General features: G+C 64.9%; 21 protein-coding genes. 10 read left to right on the plus strand and 11 right to left on the minus strand.

The genetic code is table 11. The features are described from left to right. The first annotated feature begins 168 nt into the window (after positions 1-168). The 4 genes from thrC to IVB48_RS30705 all read left to right on the plus strand — a co-directional run bounded on the left by thrC (position 169) and on the right by IVB48_RS30705 (position 4,280). On the plus strand, positions 169-1,587 hold the full coding sequence (gene thrC / locus IVB48_RS30690) for a threonine synthase (protein ID WP_247283169.1): 1,419 nt from the start codon (positions 169-171) through the stop codon (positions 1,585-1,587). Then, entirely contained in the window at positions 1,584-2,873 is a 1,290-nt protein-coding gene (locus tag IVB48_RS30695) for a pitrilysin family protein (RefSeq protein WP_247283171.1), read from the plus strand. The genes thrC and IVB48_RS30695 overlap by 4 nt, the downstream gene beginning before the upstream one ends. A 40-nt stretch (positions 2,874-2,913) precedes the next feature. Next, entirely contained in the window at positions 2,914-3,501 is a 588-nt protein-coding gene (locus IVB48_RS30700) for a GNAT family protein (RefSeq protein WP_007605081.1), read from the plus strand. Positions 3,502-3,623: 122 nt separating this feature from the next. Next, positions 3,624-4,280, plus strand: a complete 657-nt coding sequence (locus IVB48_RS30705; protein ID WP_027570042.1) for a hypothetical protein — start codon at positions 3,624-3,626, stop codon at positions 4,278-4,280. Positions 4,281-4,408: 128 nt separating this feature from the next. On the opposite strand, the gene IVB48_RS30710 is transcribed toward IVB48_RS30705, so the two are convergent. From IVB48_RS30710 to IVB48_RS30730, 5 genes are all read right to left on the minus strand, one after another. Beyond that, complete coding sequence (locus IVB48_RS30710; protein WP_247405985.1) at positions 4,409-4,894, minus strand: ATP F0F1 synthase subunit B; 486 nt, start codon at positions 4,892-4,894, stop codon at positions 4,409-4,411. A 5-nt stretch (positions 4,895-4,899) separates the two neighbouring features. After that, positions 4,900-5,463: an ATP synthase subunit B gene (locus IVB48_RS30715; RefSeq protein WP_027570044.1), complete on the minus strand. Its 564-nt coding sequence runs from the start codon at positions 5,461-5,463 to the stop codon at positions 4,900-4,902. 59 nt (positions 5,464-5,522) lie between these two features. Further along, on the minus strand, positions 5,523-5,753 hold the full coding sequence (locus IVB48_RS30720) for a F0F1 ATP synthase subunit C (RefSeq protein WP_007599451.1): 231 nt from the start codon (positions 5,751-5,753) through the stop codon (positions 5,523-5,525). Positions 5,754-5,806: 53 nt separating this feature from the next. Continuing rightward, the gene (locus IVB48_RS30725; RefSeq protein ID WP_018459993.1) at positions 5,807-6,556 is read right to left on the minus strand and encodes a F0F1 ATP synthase subunit A; all 750 of its coding nucleotides are present in this window, start codon (positions 6,554-6,556) and stop codon (positions 5,807-5,809) included. Positions 6,557-6,670: 114 nt separating this feature from the next. Beyond that, positions 6,671-7,045 (minus strand): AtpZ/AtpI family protein, encoded by a 375-nt coding sequence (locus IVB48_RS30730; RefSeq protein ID WP_007599457.1) that lies wholly within the window; start codon positions 7,043-7,045, stop codon positions 6,671-6,673. A 406-nt stretch (positions 7,046-7,451) separates the two neighbouring features. Here IVB48_RS30730 and IVB48_RS30735 point away from each other — a divergent pair, with 406 nt between their 5' ends. Then, positions 7,452-7,988, plus strand: coding sequence for a hypothetical protein (locus tag IVB48_RS30735; protein ID WP_247405987.1), 537 nt, complete (start codon positions 7,452-7,454; stop codon positions 7,986-7,988). 122 nt (positions 7,989-8,110) lie between these two features. Further along, a complete protein-coding gene (locus IVB48_RS30740; RefSeq protein ID WP_247405990.1) occupies positions 8,111-8,581 on the plus strand; it encodes a secondary thiamine-phosphate synthase enzyme YjbQ in 471 nt (156 codons plus the stop codon). 128 nt (positions 8,582-8,709) lie between these two features. On the opposite strand, the gene IVB48_RS30745 is transcribed toward IVB48_RS30740, so the two are convergent. Then, positions 8,710-10,335, minus strand: a complete 1,626-nt coding sequence (locus tag IVB48_RS30745) for an MFS transporter (RefSeq protein WP_197031213.1) — start codon at positions 10,333-10,335, stop codon at positions 8,710-8,712. Positions 10,336-10,678: 343 nt separating this feature from the next. On the opposite strand from IVB48_RS30745, the gene IVB48_RS30750 reads away from it, so the two are divergent. Next, the gene (locus IVB48_RS30750; RefSeq protein ID WP_027515287.1) at positions 10,679-11,350 is read left to right on the plus strand and encodes a response regulator transcription factor; all 672 of its coding nucleotides are present in this window, start codon (positions 10,679-10,681) and stop codon (positions 11,348-11,350) included. A gap of 400 nt (positions 11,351-11,750) precedes the next feature. Here the strand turns inward: IVB48_RS30750 and IVB48_RS30755 are convergent, their stop codons facing one another. Then, positions 11,751-14,591 (minus strand): winged helix-turn-helix domain-containing protein, encoded by a 2,841-nt coding sequence (locus IVB48_RS30755; protein ID WP_247405994.1) that lies wholly within the window; start codon positions 14,589-14,591, stop codon positions 11,751-11,753. Between the two features lie 200 nt (positions 14,592-14,791). Between IVB48_RS30755 and IVB48_RS30760 the strand changes: the two genes are divergently transcribed. The 3 genes from IVB48_RS30760 to IVB48_RS30770 all read left to right on the plus strand — a co-directional run bounded on the left by IVB48_RS30760 (position 14,792) and on the right by IVB48_RS30770 (position 16,905). Continuing rightward, positions 14,792-15,211, plus strand: a complete 420-nt coding sequence (locus IVB48_RS30760; RefSeq protein WP_027570050.1) for an organic hydroperoxide resistance protein — start codon at positions 14,792-14,794, stop codon at positions 15,209-15,211. Between the two features lie 37 nt (positions 15,212-15,248). Then, positions 15,249-16,280: an alpha/beta hydrolase gene (locus tag IVB48_RS30765; protein ID WP_247405995.1), complete on the plus strand. Its 1,032-nt coding sequence runs from the start codon at positions 15,249-15,251 to the stop codon at positions 16,278-16,280. 121 nt (positions 16,281-16,401) lie between these two features. Continuing rightward, positions 16,402-16,905 (plus strand): cytochrome P460 family protein, encoded by a 504-nt coding sequence (locus IVB48_RS30770; RefSeq protein ID WP_247406464.1) that lies wholly within the window; start codon positions 16,402-16,404, stop codon positions 16,903-16,905. Positions 16,906-16,915: 10 nt separating this feature from the next. Here IVB48_RS30770 and IVB48_RS30775 read toward each other — a convergent pair whose 3' ends face one another. The 4 genes from IVB48_RS30775 to IVB48_RS30790 all read right to left on the minus strand — a co-directional run bounded on the left by IVB48_RS30775 (position 16,916) and on the right by IVB48_RS30790 (position 23,685). Further along, positions 16,916-20,425 (minus strand): PAS domain-containing hybrid sensor histidine kinase/response regulator, encoded by a 3,510-nt coding sequence (locus tag IVB48_RS30775; RefSeq protein WP_247405998.1) that lies wholly within the window; start codon positions 20,423-20,425, stop codon positions 16,916-16,918. Between the two features lie 144 nt (positions 20,426-20,569). Then, positions 20,570-21,799: a 5-aminolevulinate synthase gene (hemA, locus tag IVB48_RS30780; protein ID WP_247406001.1), complete on the minus strand. Its 1,230-nt coding sequence runs from the start codon at positions 21,797-21,799 to the stop codon at positions 20,570-20,572. 190 nt (positions 21,800-21,989) lie between these two features. Then, positions 21,990-22,607 (minus strand): HEAT repeat domain-containing protein, encoded by a 618-nt coding sequence (locus tag IVB48_RS30785; protein ID WP_247406003.1) that lies wholly within the window; start codon positions 22,605-22,607, stop codon positions 21,990-21,992. Positions 22,608-22,623: 16 nt separating this feature from the next. Continuing rightward, positions 22,624-23,685, minus strand: coding sequence for an MBL fold metallo-hydrolase (locus IVB48_RS30790; RefSeq protein ID WP_247406007.1), 1,062 nt, complete (start codon positions 23,683-23,685; stop codon positions 22,624-22,626). Positions 23,686-23,729 lie beyond the last annotated feature (44 nt).

A 23,729-nucleotide genomic window follows, 5' to 3' on the forward strand; every position in this document is an offset into this window, starting at 1 on the left:
CCTTTTTGTTGGCAGCCTTTTTCCTTGGATGGCCCCAGCCGCGAAGCGGTTTCCTGATGCCGCAAAACACTTTATGGTGGCTCAAAGCCTCTGGCTGTTGACAAGTAATTTCGTAAAATCAAAGGCTTGCGGATCGAGCCCAGGCTCGGCCGGCCTTTGGAGGGCAGTTTGACTCGTTATATCTCGACCCGGGGCGAGGCCCCCGAACTCGGCTTCTGCGATGTGATGCTGACCGGGCTCGCCCGCGACGGCGGCCTGTATGTGCCGGCCACCTGGCCGCAACTCTCGACTGACGCCATCGCCGGCTTCTTCGGTCGTCCCTATTGGGAGGTCGCGGTCGAGGTGATCCGCCCCTTCGTCGCCGGCGAGATCTCGGACGCCGAGCTCGGCCGCATGGCGAACGAGGCCTACGCCACTTTCCGCCATCCGGCGGTGGTGCCGCTGCGCCAGATGGCGCCGCACCAATTCGTGCTGGAGCTGTTCCACGGTCCGACGCTCGCTTTCAAGGACGTGGCGATGCAGCTGATCTCGCGGCTGATGGACCACGTGCTCGCCAAGCGCGGCCAGCGCACCACCATCGTGGTCGCGACCTCGGGCGACACCGGCGGTGCTGCAGTCGACGCGTTCGCAGGGCTCGAAAATGTCGATCTCATCGTGCTATTCCCGCATGGCCGCATATCCGAGGTGCAGCGGCGGATGATGACGACGACGGGCGCGGCCAACGTCCATGCGCTCGCCGTCGAGGGCAATTTCGACGATTGCCAGGCCCTCGTGAAGGCAATGTTCAACAACCATCGCTTCCGCGATGCGACGTCGCTGTCCGGCGTCAATTCCATCAATTGGGCGCGGATCGTCGCCCAAGTGGTCTATTATTTCACCTCCGCCGTTGCCGCCGGTGCACCCGCGCGCGCGGTGGACTTCGTCGTGCCGACCGGCAATTTCGGCGACATCTTTGCCGGCTATGTCGCCAAGCGCATGGGTCTTCCGGTGCGGACCCTGGGCATTGCCGCCAACGTCAACGACATTCTGGCGCGCACGCTGAAGACCGGGATCTACGAGGTGCGGGAGGTCCACGCGACGGCGTCGCCGTCGATGGACATCCAGATCTCCTCGAATTTCGAGCGGCTGCTGTTCGAGGCTGGCGGCCGCGATGCTGCCGGCGTGCGCCGTCTGATGGATTCGCTGAAGCAGTCCGGCCGCTTCGTGCTGCCCGATGCGACGCTGGCCGCGATCCGCGAGGGATTCGACGCGGGCCGGGCCGACGAGACCGAGACCGCGGCCGCGATCCGCGCCGCCTGGCGCGAGGCGGGCGAGCTGGTCGATCCCCATACCGCGGTCGCGCTTGCGGTCGCCGACCGCGACACCACGGACAGGACGGTTCCCAGCATCGTGCTGTCCACCGCCCATCCGGCCAAATTCCCCGACGCGGTCGAAGCGGCCTGCGGCCAGCGGCCGCAACTGCCGGCCTGGCTCGATGGCCTGATGACCAAATCCGAACACATGAAGGTGATGAAGAACGACCAGGCCGAGGTCGAGCGGTTCGTGCTGTCGGTCAGCCGCGCCGCGAAACAGGGAGTTGCCGGATGAGCGTCGAGATTTCCAAGCTTGCGTCCGGCCTGACTGTCGTCACCGACAAGATGCCCCATCTCGAGACTGCGGCGCTCGGCGTCTGGGCCGGCGTCGGCGGGCGCGACGAGAAGCCCAACGAGCACGGCATCTCGCATCTCCTGGAACATATGGCGTTCAAGGGCACGACGAAGCGCTCCTCGCGCGAGATCGTCGAGGAGATCGAGGCAGTCGGCGGCGACCTCAACGCGGGCACCTCGACCGAGACCACGTCCTATTATGCGCGGGTGCTGAAGGCCGACGTGCCGCTTGCGCTCGACGTGCTCGCCGACATCCTGGCCAACCCGGCCTTCGAGCCCGACGAGCTTGAGCGCGAGAAGAACGTTATCGTGCAGGAGATCGGCGCGGCGCAAGACACGCCTGACGACGTCGTGTTCGAGCACCTCAACGAGCTCTGCTATCCCGACCAGCCGATGGGCCGCTCGCTGCTCGGCACTGCCAAGACCTTGCGTGCCTTCAGCCGTGACTCGCTGCGCGACTATTTGTCGACGCATTACCGCGGCCCCGACATGGTGGTGGCGGCAGCCGGTGCGGTCGATCACAAGCAGGTGGTCGCCGAGGTCGAGCAGCGCTTTGCCAGTTTTGAGGGGACGGCGGGTCCCAAGCCGCAAGCCGCGCAGTTCGGCAAGGGCGGTACCAAGGTGGTTCATCGCGAACTCGAGCAGGCGCATCTGACGCTGGCGCTGGAGGGCGTGCCGCAGACCGATCTGTCGCTGTTCTCGCTCCAGGTCTTCACCAACATCCTCGGCGGCGGGATGTCGTCGCGGCTGTTCCAGGAGGTGCGTGAGAAGCGCGGCCTCTGTTACTCGATCTACTCGTTCCACGCGCCCTATACCGACACAGGCTTCTTCGGCCTCTACACCGGCACCGATCCGGCCGATGCGCCCGAGATGATGGAGGTCGTGGTCGACATCATGAATGATTCGGTCGAGACCCTGACCGAGGTCGAGATTGCGCGGGCCAAGGCGCAGATGAAGGCGGGGCTGCTGATGGCGCTGGAGAGCTGCTCCTCTCGTGCCGAGCAGCTCGCCCGGCATGTGCTGGCCTATGGCCGGCCCCAGACCGCCGAGGAGCTGGTGGCCCGGATCGACGCCGTCAGCGTCGAATCGACCCGGGATGCGGCGCGTGCACTGCTTTCGCGCAGCCGCCCTGCGGTTGTCGCATTGGGCAGTGGCAGGGGTCTGGACACGGCGGTGTCTTTTGCGGAAGGATTGACCCGGGCACGCGCCAAGGCGCGGCTGCATTAGGAGCCGCGCACGGGTTGATCCGCCCCCGGGAAGCATCACCATGGCCCTCTTTCGCCTGCCATCCAGTGGACCCGCCGCTCTCGCGCCGCGCGGCAACGGCCTGTTGCTACGCGCGCCGCAGATGTCGGACTTCCTGCAATGGGCCCATCTGCGCGAGTCCAGCCGCGATTACCTGACGCCCTGGGAGCCGATCTGGCCGTCGGACGATCTCACCCGCTCCGGCTTCCGCCGTCGCCTGCGCCGCTATTCCGAGGACATCGCCGCAGACCGGTCCTATCCCTTTCTGATCTTCCGGGAGCTCGACGGCGCCATGGTCGGCGGCATCACGCTCGCCAATGTTCGCCGCGGCATCGTCCAGGCCGGCACCATCGGCTATTGGGTTGGGAAGCCCCACGCCCAGCGCGGCTACATGACGGCCGCGCTGCGGGTGCTGCTGCCGACGCTGTTCGGCGAGCTCAATCTGCACCGGGTCGAGGCCGCCTGCATCCCGACCAATGCGCCGTCGATCCGGGTGCTGGAGAAGTGCGGTTTCTCCCGCGAGGGGCTGGCGCGCCGCTATCTCTGCATCAACGGGATCTGGCAGGACCATTTGCTGTTCGGCCTGCTGCACGAGGATTTCCGCGGCTGAGCCCGCTTATCCATGTGACCAAAGTCTGCTTGTTTGCTGCCTTGGGTTCGCCGGTTTTGACGATATAACGGCGCAGCCCGGCCGGTGATCGGCCGTGATGTCGTCATGGAGTTTGGGTGTTGATGGTGCAGGAGCTTCGGTCACCGCGGAATGCGTTGCGGCGGGGGGCAGCGGTCGCGCTGGTGTTGTCAGTTGCGCTCGTCTCCGTCTCGCCAGTCGCGGCGCAGTCGCTGACCGATCGATTCAAGGGCCTGTTCGGCGGCAAGTCGGACGAGCCGGCCCAACCCAAGCCGGCGCCTGCACCGGGACAGCCGGCGGCTGATGATGATCTTGATTGCCCGCAGGTCACGGTGCGTGCCGGAGCCTCCACCTACGCGGTCGGTGCCACCGGCAAGCCGGCCGTTGGCAACGAGATCCGCTTCCAGGCCACCATCACCAAGATGGCCCGCGAATGCACCCGCAATGGCGGCGATATCACGGCCCGGATCGGCATCCAGGGCCGCGTCATTGCCGGTCCCGCCGGCGCGCCTGCGAGCGTCGAGGTGCCGCTGCGCGTCGCCGTGGTGCATGGCGGCATCGGCGAGAAGGTGATCGCTTCCAAGGCCTACCGGACCACGGTCGGAATGTCGGAAGGCGGCAGCGTCCCCTTCACCTTCGTGGCCGAGGATCTGGTCTATCCGATGCCTTCGGCCAAGGACGCCGATAGCTACATCTTCTATGTCGGCTTCGATCCGCAGGCGCTGTCACCCGAGCCGAAGGCGCGGGCGAAGAAGAAGTAGCGAATGATTTTGCAAGTGACCGTCATGGCCGGGACAAGCCCGGCCATGACGTCGAGAAAGCAAACTATCAAACAAAAAAGCCGGCGCTCATCGCGCCGGCTTTTTTTGATGAGTGAAGGCGAAGCCCCTCAGTTCAGCTTCTGCCTGACTTCGGTAATGCCCTTGGCGAGCAGATCGTCGGCGACCTGGCCCCTGACCGACTGCGACAGGATCGTGGAGGCGGCCTGGACGGCCGCTTCCGCGGCTGCGGCGCGAACATCGGCCACCGCCTGAGCCTCGGCGAGCGCGATCTTGCCCTCCGCGGTCTTGGTGCGGCGAGCGACGAAATCTTCCACCTTGGCCTTGGCCTCGATTGCGATGCGCTCGGCTTCGCTCTTCGCGTTCGCGATGATGTCGGCGGCTTCGCGTTCGGCCGAGGCGGTGCGCGCCTTGTAGTCGGCGAGCACCTTGGTGGCTTCCTGCTTGAGGCGCGTCGCGTCGTCGAGCTCGGCCTTGATGCGATCGGCGCGATGGTCGAGCGCAGTCATGGCCTTCTTGAAGACCCCGAGATAGCCGAACACGACCATCAGGATCACGAAGGCGATGGCGACCCAGGTTTCAGGATCGAAGAACATATCGATTAACCCTTCAAGGACGCATCAACGGCGGCATTGACCAATGCCGCGTCCGGAACCACGCCGGTGAGCTGCTGCACGATGGTGCCTGCCGCATCGGCCGCGATGCCGCGGACGTTGCTCATGGCGGTCGCACGGGTCGAGGCGATGGTCTTCTCCGCCTCGGCGAGCTTGGCCGCCAGTTGCTCTTCCAGCGCCTTGCGCTCGGCGTCCGCCTGCGCATTCGCCTTGTCGCGGGATTCGTTGCCGATGGCCTGCGCGCGCGAGCGTGCCGAAGCAAGCTCGCTTTCATAGGCCTTCAGCGCCGCTTCGGACTGGTCCTTCAGCTTCTGCGCTTCGGCGAGGTCGCCCTCGATCTTGTTCTGACGCGCCTCGATCGCACCGCCGACGCGCGGCAGAGCGAGCTTGGACACGATCACGTAAAGCGCGACGAAGAAGATCGCGAGCGACACCAGCTGCGAAGCATAGGTGCCGCTCTCGAACGGCGGAAAGCCGCCACCGTGACCGCCTTCGGACCCGGTGTGAGCGCCCGCCGCCGGACCTTTTGCGCCGCCATGACTCTCAGCCATGGAGTACTCCTGTTGCTGTCATGCGCGTCGCTCCGGTCGAAGCGGCGCGAAAATCGTCCTCAGAGCGGAACGAACAGCAGCAGCAGCGCGATCAGCAGCGAGAAAATGCCGAGCGCTTCGGTCACGGCGAAGCCGAAGATCAGATTGCCGAACTGGCCCTGAGCGGCCGAGGGGTTGCGAACTGCTGCGGCGAGGTAGTTGCCGAAGATCACGCCGACGCCGACGCCCGCGCCGCCCATGCCGATGCATGCGATGCCCGCGCCAATAAGTTTTGCTGCTGCCGGATCCATTTTAGACTCCTTGGAAGAAAGATTGGGTTTTGGGTGGAAATTCCCCGGACCGCTCAGTGTCCCGGATGAATAGCGTCGTTGAGGTAGATGCAGGTCAGGATCGCAAACACATAGGCTTGCAGGAACGCGACCAGAATTTCGAGAGCGTACAGCGCGACCGTGAGCGCCAGCGGCAGCACGCCGCCGACCCAGCCAAGGGCGCCGAGCGAGAAGCCGAGCATGGCGACGAAGCCCGCGAACACCTTCAGCGCGATGTGGCCGGCCAGCATGTTGGCGAACAGACGGACGCTGTGGGAGACCGGCCGCAGGAAGAACGACAGGATCTCGATGAACATCACCAAGGGCAGGATGTAGCCGGGGACGCCGTGGGGCACGAAGATCGAGAAGAATTTCAGGCCGTTCTTGGCAATGCCGTAGATCAGGACCGTGAAGAAGACCAGCAGCGCCAGAGCGGCGGTGACGATCAGATGGCTCGAGATCGTGAAGGTGTAGGGGATGATGCCGACCAGGTTCGAAACGCAGATGAACATGAACAGCGAGAAGATCAGCGGAAAGAACTTCATGCCTTCCGCGCCGGCCGTCGAGCGGATGGTCGAGGCCACGAACTCGTAGGAGATTTCGGCGACCGACTGCAGGCGCCCGGGAACCAGCTGCGTGCCGCTGGCGAGCATCAGGATCGAGATGATCGCGACCGCCACCAGCATGTAGAGCGACGAATTGGTGAAGGCGATCGTGTGGTTGCCGATATGGCCCAGGGTGAAGAGAGGCTCGATGTTGAACTGGTGGATCGGATCGATTTTCATCAGCGCGGCATCTCTTGGTCTGCCGGGCGATGCCGGCGGGTCTCGGTCTGCCGGTCGGGCCCGGCCCGTACCGGCACGAGCCGGCACGATCATTCCTCTCCTGGTGTGGATCGCTTAAGAACCACCGCGCCTGTTTTGACCCGCGCCTGCCGTTCTCACCACATTCACCACGCCGGCGACGAAGCCCAGCAGCAGGAACACGATAAATCCGAAAGGCGACGTCGACAGCAAGCGGTCGAACCCCCAGCCAATCCCCGCTCCGACAACGACCCCGGCGACCAACTCGGAGGATAACCGGAAACCAAGCGCCATCGCCGAGGCTCTGGCCGCTCTGTCCTCACCGTCACCTGCGGGTTGCTCGGTCTTGACGTGGCGGCCGCGAAATTCGGACAACCGCTGATCAAGATTTCCGAGCCGATCGGAAAGCGCAGCTTCCTCGGGCGATCTATCGCGATCTCCATTCTCGCCGTGTCCCGTGCCCTGTGTCATGCAACGAAGACCCGAAACGCCGCGGCTGAATGGAAATTACGCCCGCCACCCTCAAAAGCCGCGCGGACCATACTGATGGCCCATAATCAAGTCAAGCCAAGTCACGATTGTGTCCATTCCAGTTATGTGACTGATTTATTTGACAATATTGGCGCAAGCGGCAGCGCTGCACACAGCGTGACGCCGCACCGCAGCAGGTCTCCGCTTGATCGGCGGACGCAGTCGCCATTTCGCGCGGCTGCCGGGATCAAAGGGGGCGCCGTGATCGTTCATGTCAGAGGCGCGTTTTGAGCGGCGGATCGCCTCGCCGGGGTGTAGAATTTGCAAGAAGTGCCACCCTTATGATTGCCACCTTTATGAGCGCCATCTTTGGACGTGCTACCGGCCCGTCGTGGCGGAGAACGCGATGAGACCAGCGAATTCATCCACAGCATCATGGCTTGCGGCGGCGGCGTTCGCGGCGGTGATGGCGGTCAGCGCCGGCGGCCTCGCCGCGCAATCCGCGCCCGACGGCGAAAGCGGCCGCTACAGCATGACCCCCATCCCCGAGGGCGTGCTGCGGCTCGACAGCCGCACCGGCACGGTGTCGACCTGCACACGCAGCGGCGCCGGCTGGGCCTGCTACGCGGTGCCCGATGAACGTACCGCGCTCGACGCCGAGATCGGCAGGCTCCAGGCCGAAGTCGAGACGCTGAAGGGACGGCTCGCGGCGGGTCCGACCGTCTCGGGCAAGATCGACGAGGCGCTGCCGAAGACCGATCCGCTCAAGAAGGCGGAGCCGCAAGCACGAGAACCAAAGGCCGCCGAGGGCGAGCGCAGGATCGAGATCCCGCTGCCGAGCGACCAGGACGTCGATCGCGTGATGTCGTTCCTGGAAAGGGCCTGGCGCCGGCTGATCGACATGGCCAATCGCGTGCAGAAGGACGTGTCGGGGAAGATTTAGCGCGCGGCGAGATGCCGTAGGGTAGGCAAAGGCGCGACGCGCCGTGCCCACCATCTATCCGACTATGCAGGGTGGGCACGCTTTGCTCACCCTACGGCAGCTTTCGATCAGGCGAGACTTTCATGACATCAGCCAAATCCATCACGCGCTCGGCGCCATCGTCGGTGCAGGCCACCACCCTCACATCGTCGCTGTTGACCGTGCGGACGCCGGGCCGCGGCTTCACCGACCTCACGGGCGAAGCTGCGAAGTTCGTTGCCGAGGCAGGCGCGCGAGATGGCGCGTTGACGCTGTTCGTCCGTCACACCTCGGCATCGCTGACGATCCAGGAGAACGCCGACCCTTCCGTGCTCGTGGATCTCACCACGGCATTGTCCCGGCTCGCGCCGGAGAACGCCGGCTGGACGCATGATGCCGAGGGACCGGACGACATGCCGGCGCACGTCAAGACAATGCTGACCCAGACTTCGCTTCATGTGCCGGTCCTGAGCGGCAAGCTCGCGCTCGGCACCTGGCAGGCGATCTACCTGATCGAGCACCGCAAGCGCCCGCACCGACGCGAAATCGTGCTGCAATTCATCGGCAATCCGTAGAGCGTTTTCGAGCGAAGTGGATACCGGTTCGCGTCAAGAAAACGCGTCAAAACAAAGAATTTGGAGATCAAAACAAAACCGGCCGCGGAGACCGCGGCCGGTTGGTGGTTGATCTGGATCTGCGTCGATCAGGTCGACTTGATATCGACGTCCTTGGTCTCCGGCAGGAAGAACAAGCCGATCACGACGGTAATCGACGCGAAGATGACCGGATACCAGAGGCCCGCATAGATATCGCCCGTCGAGGCCACGATGGCGAAGGCGGTCGCCGGCAGCAGGCCGCCGAACCAGCCGTTACCGATGTGGTAGGGCAGCGACATCGAGGTGTAGCGGATGCGGGTCGGGAACAGTTCGACCAGCATCGCGGCGATCGGGCCGTACACCATGGTGACGAAGAGCACCAGGACGAACAGCAGTCCGACGACCGCGGCCACCTGCGGACGGAAGATGTCGAACGGATGCGCCATCTTCACGATGCTCGCATCGCCGGGCTTCGGATAGCCGGCTCCCTGCACGGCGGCGAGGACTGCCGGGTTGCCGTCCTTGGCGTTGGCGTAGGCAACTTCCTTGCCGTTGACCATCACCTTCACGCCGGAGCCTGCCGCACCCGGCGTGGTCGAGTACTTGACCGACGACTGCGACAGATAGGCACGTGCGGTGTCGCAAGGCGAGGTGAAGACGCGGGTGCCGACCGGGTTGAACAAGTCGCCGCAACCTGCGGGATCCGCCACCACGTCGACCTTGACCGTCTCGATCGCTTTTTCCAGCGCCGGGTTGGCGTTGGTGGTGATCATCTTGAAGATCGGGAAGAAGGTCAGCGCCGCGATCAGACAGCCGCCGAGGATGATCGGCTTGCGGCCGATCCTGTCGGAGAGCATGCCGAACACGATGAAGAAGCCGGTGCCGAGCAGGAGCGACCAGGCGATCAGCAGGTTGGCAGTGTAGCCGTCGACCTTGAGGATCGATTGCAGGAAGAACAGCGCGTAGAACTGGCCGGTGTACCAGACCACGCCCTGGCCCATCACGCCGCCAAGCAGCGCCAGCAGCACGAGCTTGCCGTTCTGCCAGTTGCCGAAGGCTTCCGTCAGCGGGGCCTTCGAGCTCTTCCCCTCGTCCTTCATCTTCTGGAAGATCGGGGATTCGTTGAGGCGAAGCCGGATCCAGACCGAAACGCCGAGCAGCAGCACCGAGACCAGGAACGGAATGCGCCAGCCCCATGCCGCGAACTCGGGTTCGCCGAGCGCGGAGCGCGTGAACAGGATCACCAGCAGCGACAGGAACAGGCCGAGCGTCGCCGTGGTCTGGATGAAGGAGGTATAGTAGCCGCGCTTGCCGTTCGGAGCATGCTCTGCGACGTAGGTGGCCGCACCGCCATACTCGCCGCCGAGCGCCAGGCCCTGGGCGAGACGCAGCGCGATCAGGATGATCGGGGCCGCGATGCCGATGGTCGCCGCGTTGGGCAGCAGGCCGACGATGAAGGTCGACAGACCCATGATCAGGATGGTGACGAGGAAGGTGTATTTGCGGCCGACGATGTCGCCGACACGGCCGAACACGATCGCGCCGAACGGGCGCACCAGGAAGCCCGCCGCGAAGGCCAGCAGCGCGAAGATGTCGCGGGTTGCCGGCGGATAGGCCGAGAAGAACTGCGCGCCGATGATGCCGGCCAGCGAACCGTAGAGATAGAAATCGTACCACTCGAAGACGGTACCGAGCGAGGAGGCGAGAATGACGAACCGTTCGTCCTTCGTCATCCCTCCCGCGCCTGCTTGAGACACAGCCATTGTCGACATATTGAGTCGCTCCCCGAAAAATCGTTTCCTCGCGTCCTGGATGTCCGGTCATGCCGGATCAACCCAAGCCTTGTCCCCAAGGTAACATTGGCGTGAAACCCGCCCCAATACGACTTTCGGCCTTTCGCACTGACGCGCACCTGACGTCGCGGGCGTTCCATTCGGCAACATAGTGCCGGCCCGTGGATTAACCCCGTTGCCGCAAAGGGATAATGTCCACTTGCATGCCACGGCTGGTCGGGAAACAATTGACCAAGGCCCCGCGCCGGCCTACTGGCCCGGTGCGATTGCCAGCAAGAGAACGATGAACGCTCCCTCGACCCATCTCGTCATTGCCGATGACCATCCATTGTTCCGCGCCGCGCTGCGGCAGGCGGTGGCGGGCGTCCTGAGCTCGGCCAAGATCGACGAGGCTGGATCGTTCGAGGATTTGACCAAGCTTTTGGAACAGACCTCCGACGTCGACCTGATCCTGCTCGACCTCTCGATGCCCGGGATCTCCGGCTTTTCAGGCCTGATCTATCTGCGCGCGCAATATCCGGCGATCCCGGTGGTGATCGTCTCCGCTTCCGACGATAGCGCCACGATCCGCCGCTCGCTCGATTTCGGCGCGTCCGGTTTCATTCCGAAGCGATTTGGCGTCGAGACCTTGCGCGACGCCATCCTCAAGGTGATGGAGGGCGACGTCTGGGTTCCGGCCGACACCGATCTGTCGGCCGTCGCCGATCCCGACATGACGCGCCTGCGCGACCGGCTGGTGACGCTGACGCCTCAGCAGGTCCGGGTCCTGATGATGCTGTCCGAGGGATTGCTCAACAAGCAGATCGCCTATGAGCTCGGCGTCTCCGAGGCCACCATCAAGGCGCATGTCTCGGCCATCCTGCAAAAGCTCGGCGTCGAAAGCCGGACCCAAGCCGTGATCGCCGCCGCGAAGATCGCCGGTGGCCAGTGGAAGCAGGGCACCCCGACGGGGTGAGCATGGAGCGAGCGTCCCGTAGTCCGGATGCGCTCGCTGTGTCGCCCCCCTGTCAATCCCACCGCGCAAAAATATCCCACTTTACCGAAATTCGGTTTTGGCGTATGTGTCGCCCATCCCGGCTCATCCTTGAGGGGCGATCTTGTGGTCGTCACGTTCGCGAGCCGGGCTTGCGGTGGACGCGGCAGCGTTCGGCTACGAGAGGCCAAGGGCAGGGCGGATTGCTCTCCGTGAGCCCAAAACTTCGTGCCGACGAGCGGCGCTGCTAGGCTTCGACGGTGCGCTGCAGAGCCGGGGCCCATGTCGCTGCATTGTACCGTGTCGCTCGTGGATCCCGGCTCTGCGCAGCAGCGCAAGAGCGTTGCAGTGCGCCCGGGACACGAGCGGCACCGAGTCCGCGTCATAATGTTTGCAACAACTTGTCGGCGGCCCGGATATCCGCTGTCTCCGAGCCCGCGGCGAAGCCTTCATACGCCAATTGAAGCCACCGCCTCGCTTCCTCGCGCCGGCCGCGTTCGGCAAGGAGACCGGCGAGATCGATCGCGGCCCGCAGCTCCCAGGCTTTGGCGCCTTTGCGACGACTCAATTCCAGTGATTGGACGAAGTGGGCTTCTGCCTGATCAGCGTCGGGCCTGGGCCTCGCCAAGAGAACCCTTCCCTTCATGCGCAGCAGCTCGGGCATGTACAGATGATCGCCGCTTTGCTCGACGAGGCGGATCGCATCGTCGATCAGGCACGCACTCCGCTCGATCTGCCCAAGCGCCATCAAGCCCTGAACAAGCGCGATATTGAACGTCGTGGTGAGAAGCTCGTAGCCGGCATCGTGGAGCTCACGCAGACACGTCCCGATCGTTTCGACGCCTTCGGCGGCATGGCCGCGCCGGATCGCCAGTTCGCCTTTGACGCCGCGGCCGACCGCAAGATAGGGGCCCATGGAGCGCGATTCGGCATGGGCGATGAAGCGGTCGATGTTCTCTTCCGCGGCATCGAGGTCTCCGCTCCAGAGATCGATCGAGACCGCCCAGATCAACGCAATGCAGAGCGTGATCGGATGGTCCATCTGCGCGGCCTCGACGACCGTCTGTCGGGCCAGTTGCAGCGCATCCGCGGGGCGGCCCTGCAACCAGAACTCGCGCGCGAGCGAGATGCCGGCCCGGTTGCGGTGATCGAAGCCGTAGAGGGTGCTGATCCGTTCCGTGCCCGGCCCATGCCAGGCGGCCTCCAGCATCGTCAGCGCGTCGCGATGCTCGCCGGCAAGATGCAAGGAGACACCGAGGAGCGAATGGGCGAGGGCGAGGGAGGCGGCATCGCCGAGTGTCCCGGCGACCGTAAGGCTTTGCTGCGCATAGCCGAGCGCGGCGTCGAACTGTCCCATGCGCTCGTGGAAGATATGCATGCGCCCGAGCAACTGGAGCTGGTTCGGCCCGTCGCCGCGCGCCTCGGCGATCGCAAGGCTCCGGCTCAACGCGGCACGCGCCGCTTCGCTGCCCCCGCGCGTGAACATCAAGGTCAGTCCGAGCGCGGCCTGGATGTGCATTTCCTCGGCGCCGCCGCGCGAGGAGGGATCGATCGCAAGCAGCGCCCGTTCAGACCAGCGCCGGCACTCGACCAGCAACGACATCGCGAGAAAAATTGGCGCTGCAGCTGCGGCCAGTGCAATGCCGATGCTGGCATCGCCGTCCTTGCCAAAACACCAGTCCAGTGCGGCGCGCACGTTGTGAAGGGCGGAGAAGTGGATCGCGCGCTCGTCGGCGCTCGGCACCGTGGCCCACGTCGTGCCGGCCTGCTCCAGCCATTGCCGGTAATAGGTCGCGTGCCGGGCGGCGAGCACCGCGTCATCAGGCTCGATCTCGAGCAGATAGGCGCGCGTCGTGTCGAGCAGACGGTAACGCATCATGGCGCCGATCGGCCGCGCCGCGACCATCGACTTGGCCACCAGGCCGTCGATGGCGTCGAACAGGCGGGAGCGGTCGACACGTTCGTCCGGCACGATCTCGAGTGCGGCGTCGATGGTGAAGTGACCGGCGAAAACCGCGAGCCTGCGTAGCACGAGGCGTTCGAGGTCGGACAAGAGCCCGTAGCTCCATGCCAGCGTCGCCTGCAACGTCTTTTGTCGCGGCGGCGCCGTGCGCTGGCCCTGCCAGAGCAGATTGAGGCGCTCGTCGAGCAGTGCTGCGGTCTGCTCCAGGCCGTAGGCTTCGACGCGGCCGGCGGCGAGTTCGATCGCCAGCGCCATGCCGTCGAGCTTGCGGCAGATCCCGGCGACGATCGCGGCATTGGCATCGTCGAGCGCGATCTGCGCGCCGCCGGCCGTGGCACGTTCGAGGAAGAGTTGAAGCGCGGGATAAGTCTGCGCAGCGGCCGCCGTCAGCCCAGGATTGTCGGGCGGAACGGCGAGCGGCGCCAAGCGATAGACCTGCTCACCCTCGACCCGCAGGGCTTCGCGGCTCGTCGCCAGGATATGGACATGCGGTGCGGCGTGGAAGATGTCGGTGGCCAGCGGCGCCGCCGTGGCGATGACGTGTTCGCAATTGTCGAGGATCAGCAGCATCCGCTTGTCCCTGAGATGCGCGAGCAGCGCAGGCAGGGGATCCTCGGTTTGCGCCGGCAAGCCCAGCATCAGCAGGATCGAGGTGATCACGAGATCGGGATCGCTCAGCGCGGCAAGATCGACGAAATGTGCGGCGTCGGAAAATGTCGCGAGCAGATCGTGAGCAATCGCAACCGCAACGACGGTCTTGCCGACACCGCCCGGGCCGGTGATCGTGACGAAGCGGGAGCCGACGAGCCTGTCGGAGACGGCGGCGACCGCATCGTCGCGCCCGACCATCCGTTGCAGCCGGTTCGGCAGTTTGACGGGCGGCAATTCCGTTCGCGCGGCGGTGCGCCGCTCTGCCGGGATATTCACCTGCGAGATTAGCGCCACGAAGCAATAGCCGCGGCCGGAGAGTGTGGTGATGTAGCGGGCACCGTCCTTGCCGTCGCCAAGGGCCTTACGAAGCGCCGCGACGTGAAAGCGGAGATTGGCGTCCTCGACCGTCATGCCGGGCCACACCAGCGCCATCAGATCATACTTGCTGACGACCTGGTTCGGCCGCGACATCAGTGCGAGCAGCGTGTCGAAGGCCTTTGCGCCGAGCGGCAGCGCGACGCCATCGCGGGTCACGAGTCTTTCATTTGGCATCACGGTGAATGGCCCAAACGAGAGGGTTCCCGTTGCGGTGTCGACCGGCTCGGTCATGGCGAAATCCTGATCCTTTCGAACGGACCGGATAGCCAGATGACCGCAATCCGGCAAGACCGTTCCCCGCGTCGCGATCAGACTGCGGTTGCAGGCCCCTGTGAGGCGCGCGAGCGGAGACCTCACAACTTCTCACAAGTCCCAACGGGTGTGTCGCGGCAGCCGCTGCTAGTCACTTGTGCGACGGCAAGGAGACCTTCATGACCCAGGCGGCAAAGTTGCTTTACACGGCCCGGACCCACACCAGCGGCGGGCGACAGGACGGGATATCTCGCAGTTCCGACGGCCGCCTGGATGTCAAGCTGTCGCCGCCGGGCGGCACCGGCATCGGTACCAATCCCGAGCAATTGTTCGCGGCCGGCTGGTCGGCCTGCTTCGAGGGCGCGATGGAGATCGCGGCCCGCAAGCGGAAGATCGAGCTCCCCAGGAAATGCGCGATAGATGCGGAGATCGACCTGGTGCTCGACGAGGGCGCCTATTCCCTCAGGGCACGCCTCGATGTCAGCCTGCCCGGCCTCGATCGCGAGATCGCGCGCGGGATCGTCGATGAGGCGCATCAGACCTGTCCCTATTCCAAGGCCGTCCGCGGCAACATCGACGTCACGGTCGCGCTGATCTGACGGCACCACCTCCAACCATCAACAAGGTAGCACCATCATGAAACAGATCATCGATCAGCACCGCCGCCAGTTTTTCGGCATCGCCGCGGGAACTGTCGCCGCCGGCCTCGGCGTGATCGGCCTCGCCCGCGCCGAATCGGAAGCGCCGCGCTCGGCCGCGACGAATGCGCCGTTCGGCGCGATCAAGCAGATCGATGCCGGCGTCCTCAACGTCGGCTACGCAGAGGTCGGTCCTGCGAACGGCCCCGTCGCAATCCTGCTGCACGGCTGGCCCTACGACATTCACGCCTTCGTCGACGTCGCGCCGATCCTGGCAAAGGCCGGTTATCGCGTCATCATTCCCTATCTCCGTGGTTACGGCTCGACCCACTTCCTCTCCGCCGAGACGCCGCGCAACGGCGAACCTGCAGCAATGGCCGTCGACATCATCGCACTGATGGACAAGCTCGACATCAAGAAGGCGGTTGTCGCCGGCTTCGACTGGGGCGCGCGTACCGCCGACATCATCGCCGCGCTGTGGCCGGATCGCTGTCGTGCGCTGGTGTCGGTCAGCGGCTATCTGATCTCCAGCCAGGCCGCAGGCAACGCGCCGCTGCCGCCGTCGGCCGAGCTGCAATGGTGGTATCAGTTTTACTTCGCAACCGAGCGCGGCCGCGCCGGATACGAGAAGTACACGCATGATTTCGTAAAACTGATCTGGAAGCTGGCTTCGCCGCAGTGGAAGTTCGACGACGCCACTTTCGATCGCAGCGCGGCGGCGCTGGACAACAAGGATCATGTCGCGATCACGATTCACAATTACCGCTGGCGGCTCGGGCTCGCCCAGGGCGAAGCGAAGTACGAGGAGCTCGAAAAGAAGCTCGCCGCAGCTCCCGTCATCAGCGTCCCGGCGATCACGATGGAAGGCGACGCCAACGGCGCGCCGCATCCCGATCCAAGCGCCTATGCCAAGAAATTCTCGGGCCGGTACGACTATCGCCTGATTACCGGCGGCATCGGCCACAATCTGCCGCAGGAAGCACCGGAAGCCTTTGCCAAGGCCGTGATCGACGCCGACGGCGGTGCCTGAGAATTTTGGCAGCACCTCGGTCCGGCAAGGCCGGGCCCAGGCCTGATATGCGATCGCAGCTCAGTGAGGCGTCATGACGACAATGAAATCTGAAAAGTCAAAATTTCCAACGTCTACGACGATGATCGTGGTGGCCGTGCTCCTCCTCGTCGTTGTCCTGACCTGCGTGCCGTATCTGGTCACGATCGCTTTCGCGCAGGGCGAGGCCGATGCCTCGCCGATCTTCGGCGTCACTGTCCCGGAAGGCTACAAGCAGTGGGAGCTGATCGCGCCGGCCGAAGAGGCGGCTCCCTTGGACGAGCTGCGTGCCGTCGTCGGCAACAGCACCGCGATCGATGCCTATCAAGGCGGCAAGCTTCCGTTCCCGGACGGCACAATTCTGGTCAAACGCGCCTGGAAGCGGAAGCAATCCCCCGAATTTGCGTCCGCGACGATTCCCGGTGAGGCCACCACCGTCCAGGTGATGGTCAAGGATTCCAGAAAATATGCCTCGACCGGCGGCTGGGGATTTGGTCGCTTCGTCAACGGCAGGCCGGTCGACGAGGCTCAGCATCGCACCTGCTTCGCCTGCCACGAAGCTCGTGTGAAGAGCCGCGACTACGTGTTTACGAGGCTTGCGCCCTGAGAGCGGAGGCTCACTCCGCCGCCACCATCTGCTGCGTGCGCCACTGGCCGAGCAGGGCGCGGAGCGAAGCCGGCTTGACCGGCTTGTTGAGCACCGCGACCTTTTCGTCGCGCGCAGCCATTTGCACGGCGGGGCTGCGGTCGGCGGTGATGAGGATCGCGGGAATGCCGTCACCGAAGCGGCGGCGGATGTCGCGGATCGCGGCGATGCCGTTGCCGCGGTCGAGATGGTAGTCGACCAGCAGGCCGGTCACGCGGCGGCCGGCAGTTTCGATCGCGGCGATCGCGCCCTCGGGATCGGCGACCGCGATCACTTCGGCGTCCCACGCCTTCAGTAGTGTGCGCATGCCGTCGAGGATCGCGGCGTCGTTCTCGATGCAGACGATCAGGGTCCCCGAGATCGAGGTGCGTGCGAGCGGCGTTGCGCTGGTCACGGCCGCGGTGTGGGTGATCGCCTTCGCCGTCGGCACCGTCACGGAAAAAACCGAGCCGCCGCCGACATTGGAATCGATGGCGATGTCGTGCTTGAGCACGCGCGCCAACCGCTCGACGATCGACAGGCCAAGGCCGAGGCCGCGGGCGATCCGCGCGCCCTGCTCGAGGCGGTGGAATTCCTTGAAGATCTCGCTGCGTTTGACCGTCGGGATGCCGACACCGGTGTCGTAGACGCAGATCTTGAGCGAGGCGCCGCGGCGGCGGCAGCCGACCAGCACGCGCCCGCGCGGGGTATATTTGATCGCGTTGGAGATCAGGTTCTGGAGCAGCCGCCGCAGCAGGAGACGATCCGACTCGACGGGCAGCGAGCACGGCACGAAGACGAGCGCCAGATTCTTGGCGCGTGCGATCGGAGCGAACTCGATCTCCAGCGAGCGCATCAGGTCGGCCATCTTGAAGCTCGAGATCGAGGTCGTCATCGCGCCGGCGTCGAGCCTGGAGATGTCGAGCAGCGCGCCGAGGATCTCCTCGATCGCCTGGAGCGATTCGTCGATGTTCTCGACCAGCCGCGTCTCCTCGCCGCTGTGCTGGCGCTCGACCAGGCTCGTGACATAGAGCCGCGCCGCGTTCAGCGGCTGGAGAATGTCGTGGCTGGCGGCGGCGAGAAAGCGCGTCTTGGAGATGCTGGCGTCTTCGGCCGCGCTCTTGGCCAACGCCAGCTCGGAATTCAGCCGGGTCAGCTCCTCGGTGCGGTCTCGCACCCGCTTTTCCAGCGTCGCATTGGCGCGCTCGAGCGCTTCGGCCGCCTCGAACGTGGGCGTGACGTCGGTGAAGGTGATGACGAAGCCGCCGCCGGGCATGCGGTTGGTCAAGATCTCGATCACCATGTGGCGGTCGGGCAGGCGCTCGAGATAAGGCTCGCCGTCGGTGGTGTAAGCCACTAGCCGGCGCTCCAGCATGGCCTCGCGCTCGATCGGATCGGCCGGCTCGCTCACGCCCATGAATTCCAGGATTTCACGCAACGGCGTGCCGAACTGGATGAAATGTGGGGGAACGTTGAGGAGATCGCCGAACTGCCGGTTCGAGCAGATCAGTTGCAGATCGGCATCGAACACCGCGATGCCCTGGCGCACATGGTTGAGCGCGGTCTGCAGGATCTCGCGGTTGAAATGAAGCGCCGCATGGGAATCGTCGAGCAGCTTGAGCGCAGCCTTGGCGGAGACCGTCCGCTTGCGCAGCAGCAGCGACATCACCAGACGCGATGATGCCGCACCGATCGAGGAGGCGATCAGGTGCTCGGCGTGCTGCAGCAGCTCGAAATCGGCGGGCGCCCCGGACTCCAGCCGCACATTGCGCCGCGCGGAGAATGCCTCGAAGGAATGCCGCGCCCGGTCAGGCCCGAGATATTGCGCCACCGTGGTCTGGATGTCCTGCACCGTGACGGTGGTGCGCCAGCGCCGGAAGCTCGGGGAGATCGGCGCCAGGGTGTTGGGGACGAACAGATCGGCTTGCACCAGCTCGATCGAAGACGGCCGGCGCGCCAGCGACAGCAGCACGTAGGTGAGGATGTTGAGCGACAGCGACCAGACCACGCCGTGCATCAGCGGCGGCAAATCGGCGCCGAACAGCGCCTGCGGCCGCAGCGCCTCGATCCCGAACGGGCCGTGCTGGAGCAGCAGGATGCCCGCCGTGGAAGTATCCATGAAGCTCGGGATGAACAGTGTGTAGAGCCACACCGCAAAGCCGACCAGCATGCCGCCGATCGCGCCGCGCGCGGTCGCTCGCCGCCACAGCAATCCGCCGAAGAAGCTTGGTGCAAGCTGGGCGATGGCGGCAAAAGAGAGCAGGCCGATCGCCGCGAGCTGGGTGTTGCCGAGCGCGCGATAGTAGAAATAGGCCATCACCATGATGGCGAAGATCGCGAGCCGGCGCGAGCGCAGCAGGAAGTCGCTGAAATCGGCGCCGCCGGTGCGCCCCTCGGGCCGTCGTTGCAGCACCAGGGGCACCACGAGATCGTTCGAGACCATGATGGAGAGCGCGACGCATTCGACGATCACCATCGCGGTCGCCGCCGACAGGCCACCGACGAAGACGGCGACGCTGAGCAGATCCGCGCCGCCCTCCATCGGCAGCGCCAGCACGTACATATCAGGATCGGCGGCGCCGAACGGGAAGCTGACGAGACCGGCGAACGCGATGGGGATCACGAACAGGTTGATGGCGACGAGATAGAGCGGAAACAGCCAGCGCGCGCGTCCGACCTCGGCGTCCGAGGAATTCTCCACCACGCTGACGTGGAACTGGCGCGGCAGCAGCATGATCGCGCACAGCGACAGCAGCGTCATGGTCAGGAAGTTGCCGATCGACGGCGAATAGTTGATGACGCGGACCGCCTCCGGCGTCTTCATCGCGCGCTCGATCAGTTCGTGCGGCGAGAACATCCAGAACGTGACGAAGATGCCCGCGGCGAGGAAGGCGACCAGCTTGATGATGGATTCGGTCGCGACCGCGAGCATCAGGCCGTGCTGGTGCTCGGTGGCGTCCGTCTGCCGCGTGCCGAACAGCACTGCGAAGGCCGCCATCGCCAGCGTCACCATCAGCGCCACGTCGCCGACGATCGGGATGTGGGAGAAGGCCTGGTCTTCGCTCAGGATGGTTTCGAGCGAGGAGGCGACCGCCTTGAGCTGGAGCGCGATGTAGGGCACCGAGCCGATGATGGCGATCAGCGCGACGGTTGCCGCCACCGCCTGGCTCTTGCCGTAGCGCGCACCGATGAAGTCGGCGATCGAGGTGATGTTGTGGGCCTTCGCGAGCTGGATCACGCGGCGGAGCACGCCGGCCCCTAACCCGATCATCAGGATCGGGCCTACATAGATCGCGAGGAAGTCGGTGGAGGTGCGGGTGGCGAAGCCGACCGAGCCGAAGAAGGTCCAGGAGGTGCAGTAGATCGCCAGCGACAGCGGATAGATCAGCCCCGAGGCGCGGCCGCGCCCGGCCGGCGAGCGGCGGTCGCCATGGCTCGCCACCAGGAAAAGGAAGCCGATATAGCCGAAGGCGGCGGCGATCACGCCCCAATCGTGCAGCATGGCGAGCGTGCTTCTCTCTGGGCGCGCTGGCCGCGCCCGATCTCATTTTCCCTGTAAATCTAGCGCGCTGGACGGCCGCAGGCGACAGCGAAATGCCGTGCGGGTGCGGGAACTGGAGTTGTCGTTAAGCAGGACGACCCGGAGCTACTCCGCCGCCAGCGACTTCTGGCGCAGCGGCAGACCCAGGCGGTCCCACACCTGCAGCAGGGCTTCAGCGAGCTGATCGATCAGGCCGTCATCGTGATAGGGCGAGGGCGTGATGCGCAGGCGTTCGGAGCCCTTGGCGACCGTCGGATAGTTGATCGGCTGGATGTAGATGCCGTGCTGCTCGAGCAGGAGGTCGGAGGCCTGCTTGCACTTCTCGGCATCGCCGATGAACAGCGGGACGATATGAGTGTCGCTCGACATCACCGGCAGGCCGGCCGCGTTGAGGATCGCCTTGACCCGGGCGGCGCGATCCTGGTGACGCTCGCGCTCCCAGCTTGACGTCTTCAGATGCTTGATCGCGGCGGTCGCGGCCGAGCAGATCGCCGGCGGCAGCGCGGTGGTGAAGATGAAGCCCGGCGCATAGGAGCGCACCGCGTCGATGATCTGACCGTTGGCGGCGATGTAGCCGCCGAGGCAGCCGAACGCCTTGGCGAGCGTGCCCTCGAGAATGTCGATGCGATGCATCACGCCGTCGCGCTCGGCGATGCCGCCGCCGCGCGGGCCGTACATGCCGACGGCATGGACCTCGTCGACATAGGTCATGGCGCCGTACTTCTCGGCGAGGTCGCAGATCCTGGCGAGCGGGGCGATGTCGCCGTCCATCGAATAGAGGCTCTCGCAGGCGATCAGCTTGGGTCGGCTCGGGCCCGCAGCCTGCAACAGCGCTTCGAGATCGGCGAGGTCGTTGTGGCGGAACACGACCCGCTCGCAGCCGGACTGGCGGATGCCCTCGATCATCGAATTGTGGTTGAGCTCGTCGGACAGGATCAGGCAGTTCGGAATGAGCTTTGCGATGGTCGCGATGCCGGTCTGGTTCGAGACGTAGCCGGACGTGAAGAGCAGCGAGGCTTCCTTGTCGTGGAGATCGGCGAGCTCGGCCTCGAGCTGCACCAGCGGATGATGCGTGCCGGCGATGTTGCGGGTGCCGCCGGCGCCGGTGCCGACGCGGGTCGCGGTCTCGACCATTGCGCCCACCACCTTCGGGTGCTGGCCCATGCCGAGATAATCGTTCGAGCACCAGATCACGACGTCGCGCTTGCCCTTCGGCGAGTGCCAGAGCGCATGCGGGAACCGGCCGGCGATGCGCTCGAGATCGGCGAACACGCGGTAGCGCCGCTCGGTGTGGAGACGATCAAGGGCGGAATTGAAGAACTGGGCGTAATCCATCGTCAAACCTGCAGCGGAACCGACCAAAGACCCGCATATCCTTAGAGCTTTTCCAGCTCCAATGTCTATGCGCTATCCCACATTTGGACCTGCGGGGCATTTGGGCAAAATGCCCTATCGTGCGATTTGAAACTTGATCCGGATCAAGTTCGCGCGAGGCTCAATGTTGCTCTGCACCATTGCGCCCGGGCTAACTGCGCGCCCCGATCGCCTGATGGGCCTGCGCGGCGGACTTGCGCACATGTCCGTCGTCATCGTTCAGCAGCGGGGTCAGCGCAGGCAGGACGTCCGGATCGCCGAAAGTGTTGGCGATCTCGCAGGCCCACAATCGATGCCGGGGAAGCTCATCCCTGGAAAAAGCATCGAACAGCAGCCGCCAATTGCCCGCAGCGGCGCCTCGCCGCAAGGTCCACGCGGCTTCCTTCCGAACTCCGATTTCCGGATCGCGCCTGTAGAGATTGAAGATCGAATGGAAATCCGCCTCATGCCAAATCTCAGCAAGGGCGCGAAGCGCGCACTCCCGCGTCGATGCTTCGGGCGCCCTCAGAAGGGGCAGCACGAGATCATGAGCTTCGGCAAGCTTCCATTGCTCGACGATGCCGCAGGCGGTGCGCCTGACGTAATCCGACGTGTCGGAAAAGGCAGCGGCAATGCTCGTGCGGAGTTCATGCCCCCGCTTGTGTTGTCCGATGACCTCGATTGCGGTTCGCCGCACAAAGGCATCGCTCGCCGTTGACAGTGTCCGAAGCTCGCCCAGCGCTTCGTCGTCGTCCCGTGCTAGCAGGTTGCGGATGGCCTCATGGGTCATCGGCGGCCCCTGAAACTCAAGTCGTCCTGAACTGGAGCACGCCGTCTTTCGTCTCCGCCGTCAGCCGGCCTTCGACGATCATGTAGTTGACGTGGGCAACCAGCTCGCCGGCAGCAAAACCCATCTGATGTTCGTCCAGCACGTGCTTGTTGAACACCACGGGCACCAATGCGCGCGAGGTCTGCGGCACCTCGCGGCAGGCTTCCGCGATCAGGCGGCAGCGCTCCTCGTGGTGATCGGCGAGCTGCTTGATGCGGGTTTTCAGCCCGTAGAACGGCACGCCGTGGCCGGGTAGTACCAGCACGTCATAGGGCAGAGTCGTGGTGAGGCTGGCGAGCGAGGCCAGATATTCGCCAAGCGAGTTCTGGTCGGGTTCGACCGCCCACACGCTGACGTTCGGCGAGATCTTGCTCAGCACCTGGTCGGCGGAGAGGAACAGCTTGTCGTCGGCGCAATACAGCATCACCTGGTCGAGCGCGTGACCGCCGCCGGTGATCACCTTGAAGCGGCGCGTGCCGATCACGACGTCCTCGCCATGCGAGATGCGGCGGTAGGACGGCGGCAGCACCGAGACGCGCTTGAGATAGTCCTGGCCGCGGCCGAGCAGCTTTTCGGTGAGCGACTCGTCCATGCCGTGGCGGCGGAAGAACAGCCGCTGCGCTTCCTGCCGCTCCTCGGTGCCGCGGTTCTGGTGATAGACCGATTGCAGATATTCGACCTGCGACATCACCAGCGGGCAGTTGAACCGCTCGACGATCCACCCAGCCAGACCGACATGATCGGGATGGGAATGGGTCACGATCAGGCGCGTGATGTTGACGCCATTCAGCGGCCCGTCGAACAGCTTCGTCCACGCTTCGATCGTCTCCTCATTGCCGAAGCCGGCATCGATCATGGCATAGCCGTCGCCGTCGGCGAGCAGGTAGATGTTCACATGGTTGAGGCGGAACGGCAGTTTCAGCCGCGCCCACAACACGCCGGGCTTCACTTCGACGACCTGTTCGGGGCCGGGATGCTGTTCCCAGGGATAGCGCAGGGCGTCGGCGGAGGACTGCACGGTGTCGGTCTTTGCGTTCATGCTACCGACTTAAACCCGCCGCCCCCGCCGCGCCAGCCGAAAAA

The sequence above is a fragment of the Bradyrhizobium sp. 76 genome, from assembly GCF_023073025.1.
Lineage (GTDB): Bacteria > Pseudomonadota > Alphaproteobacteria > Rhizobiales > Xanthobacteraceae > Bradyrhizobium.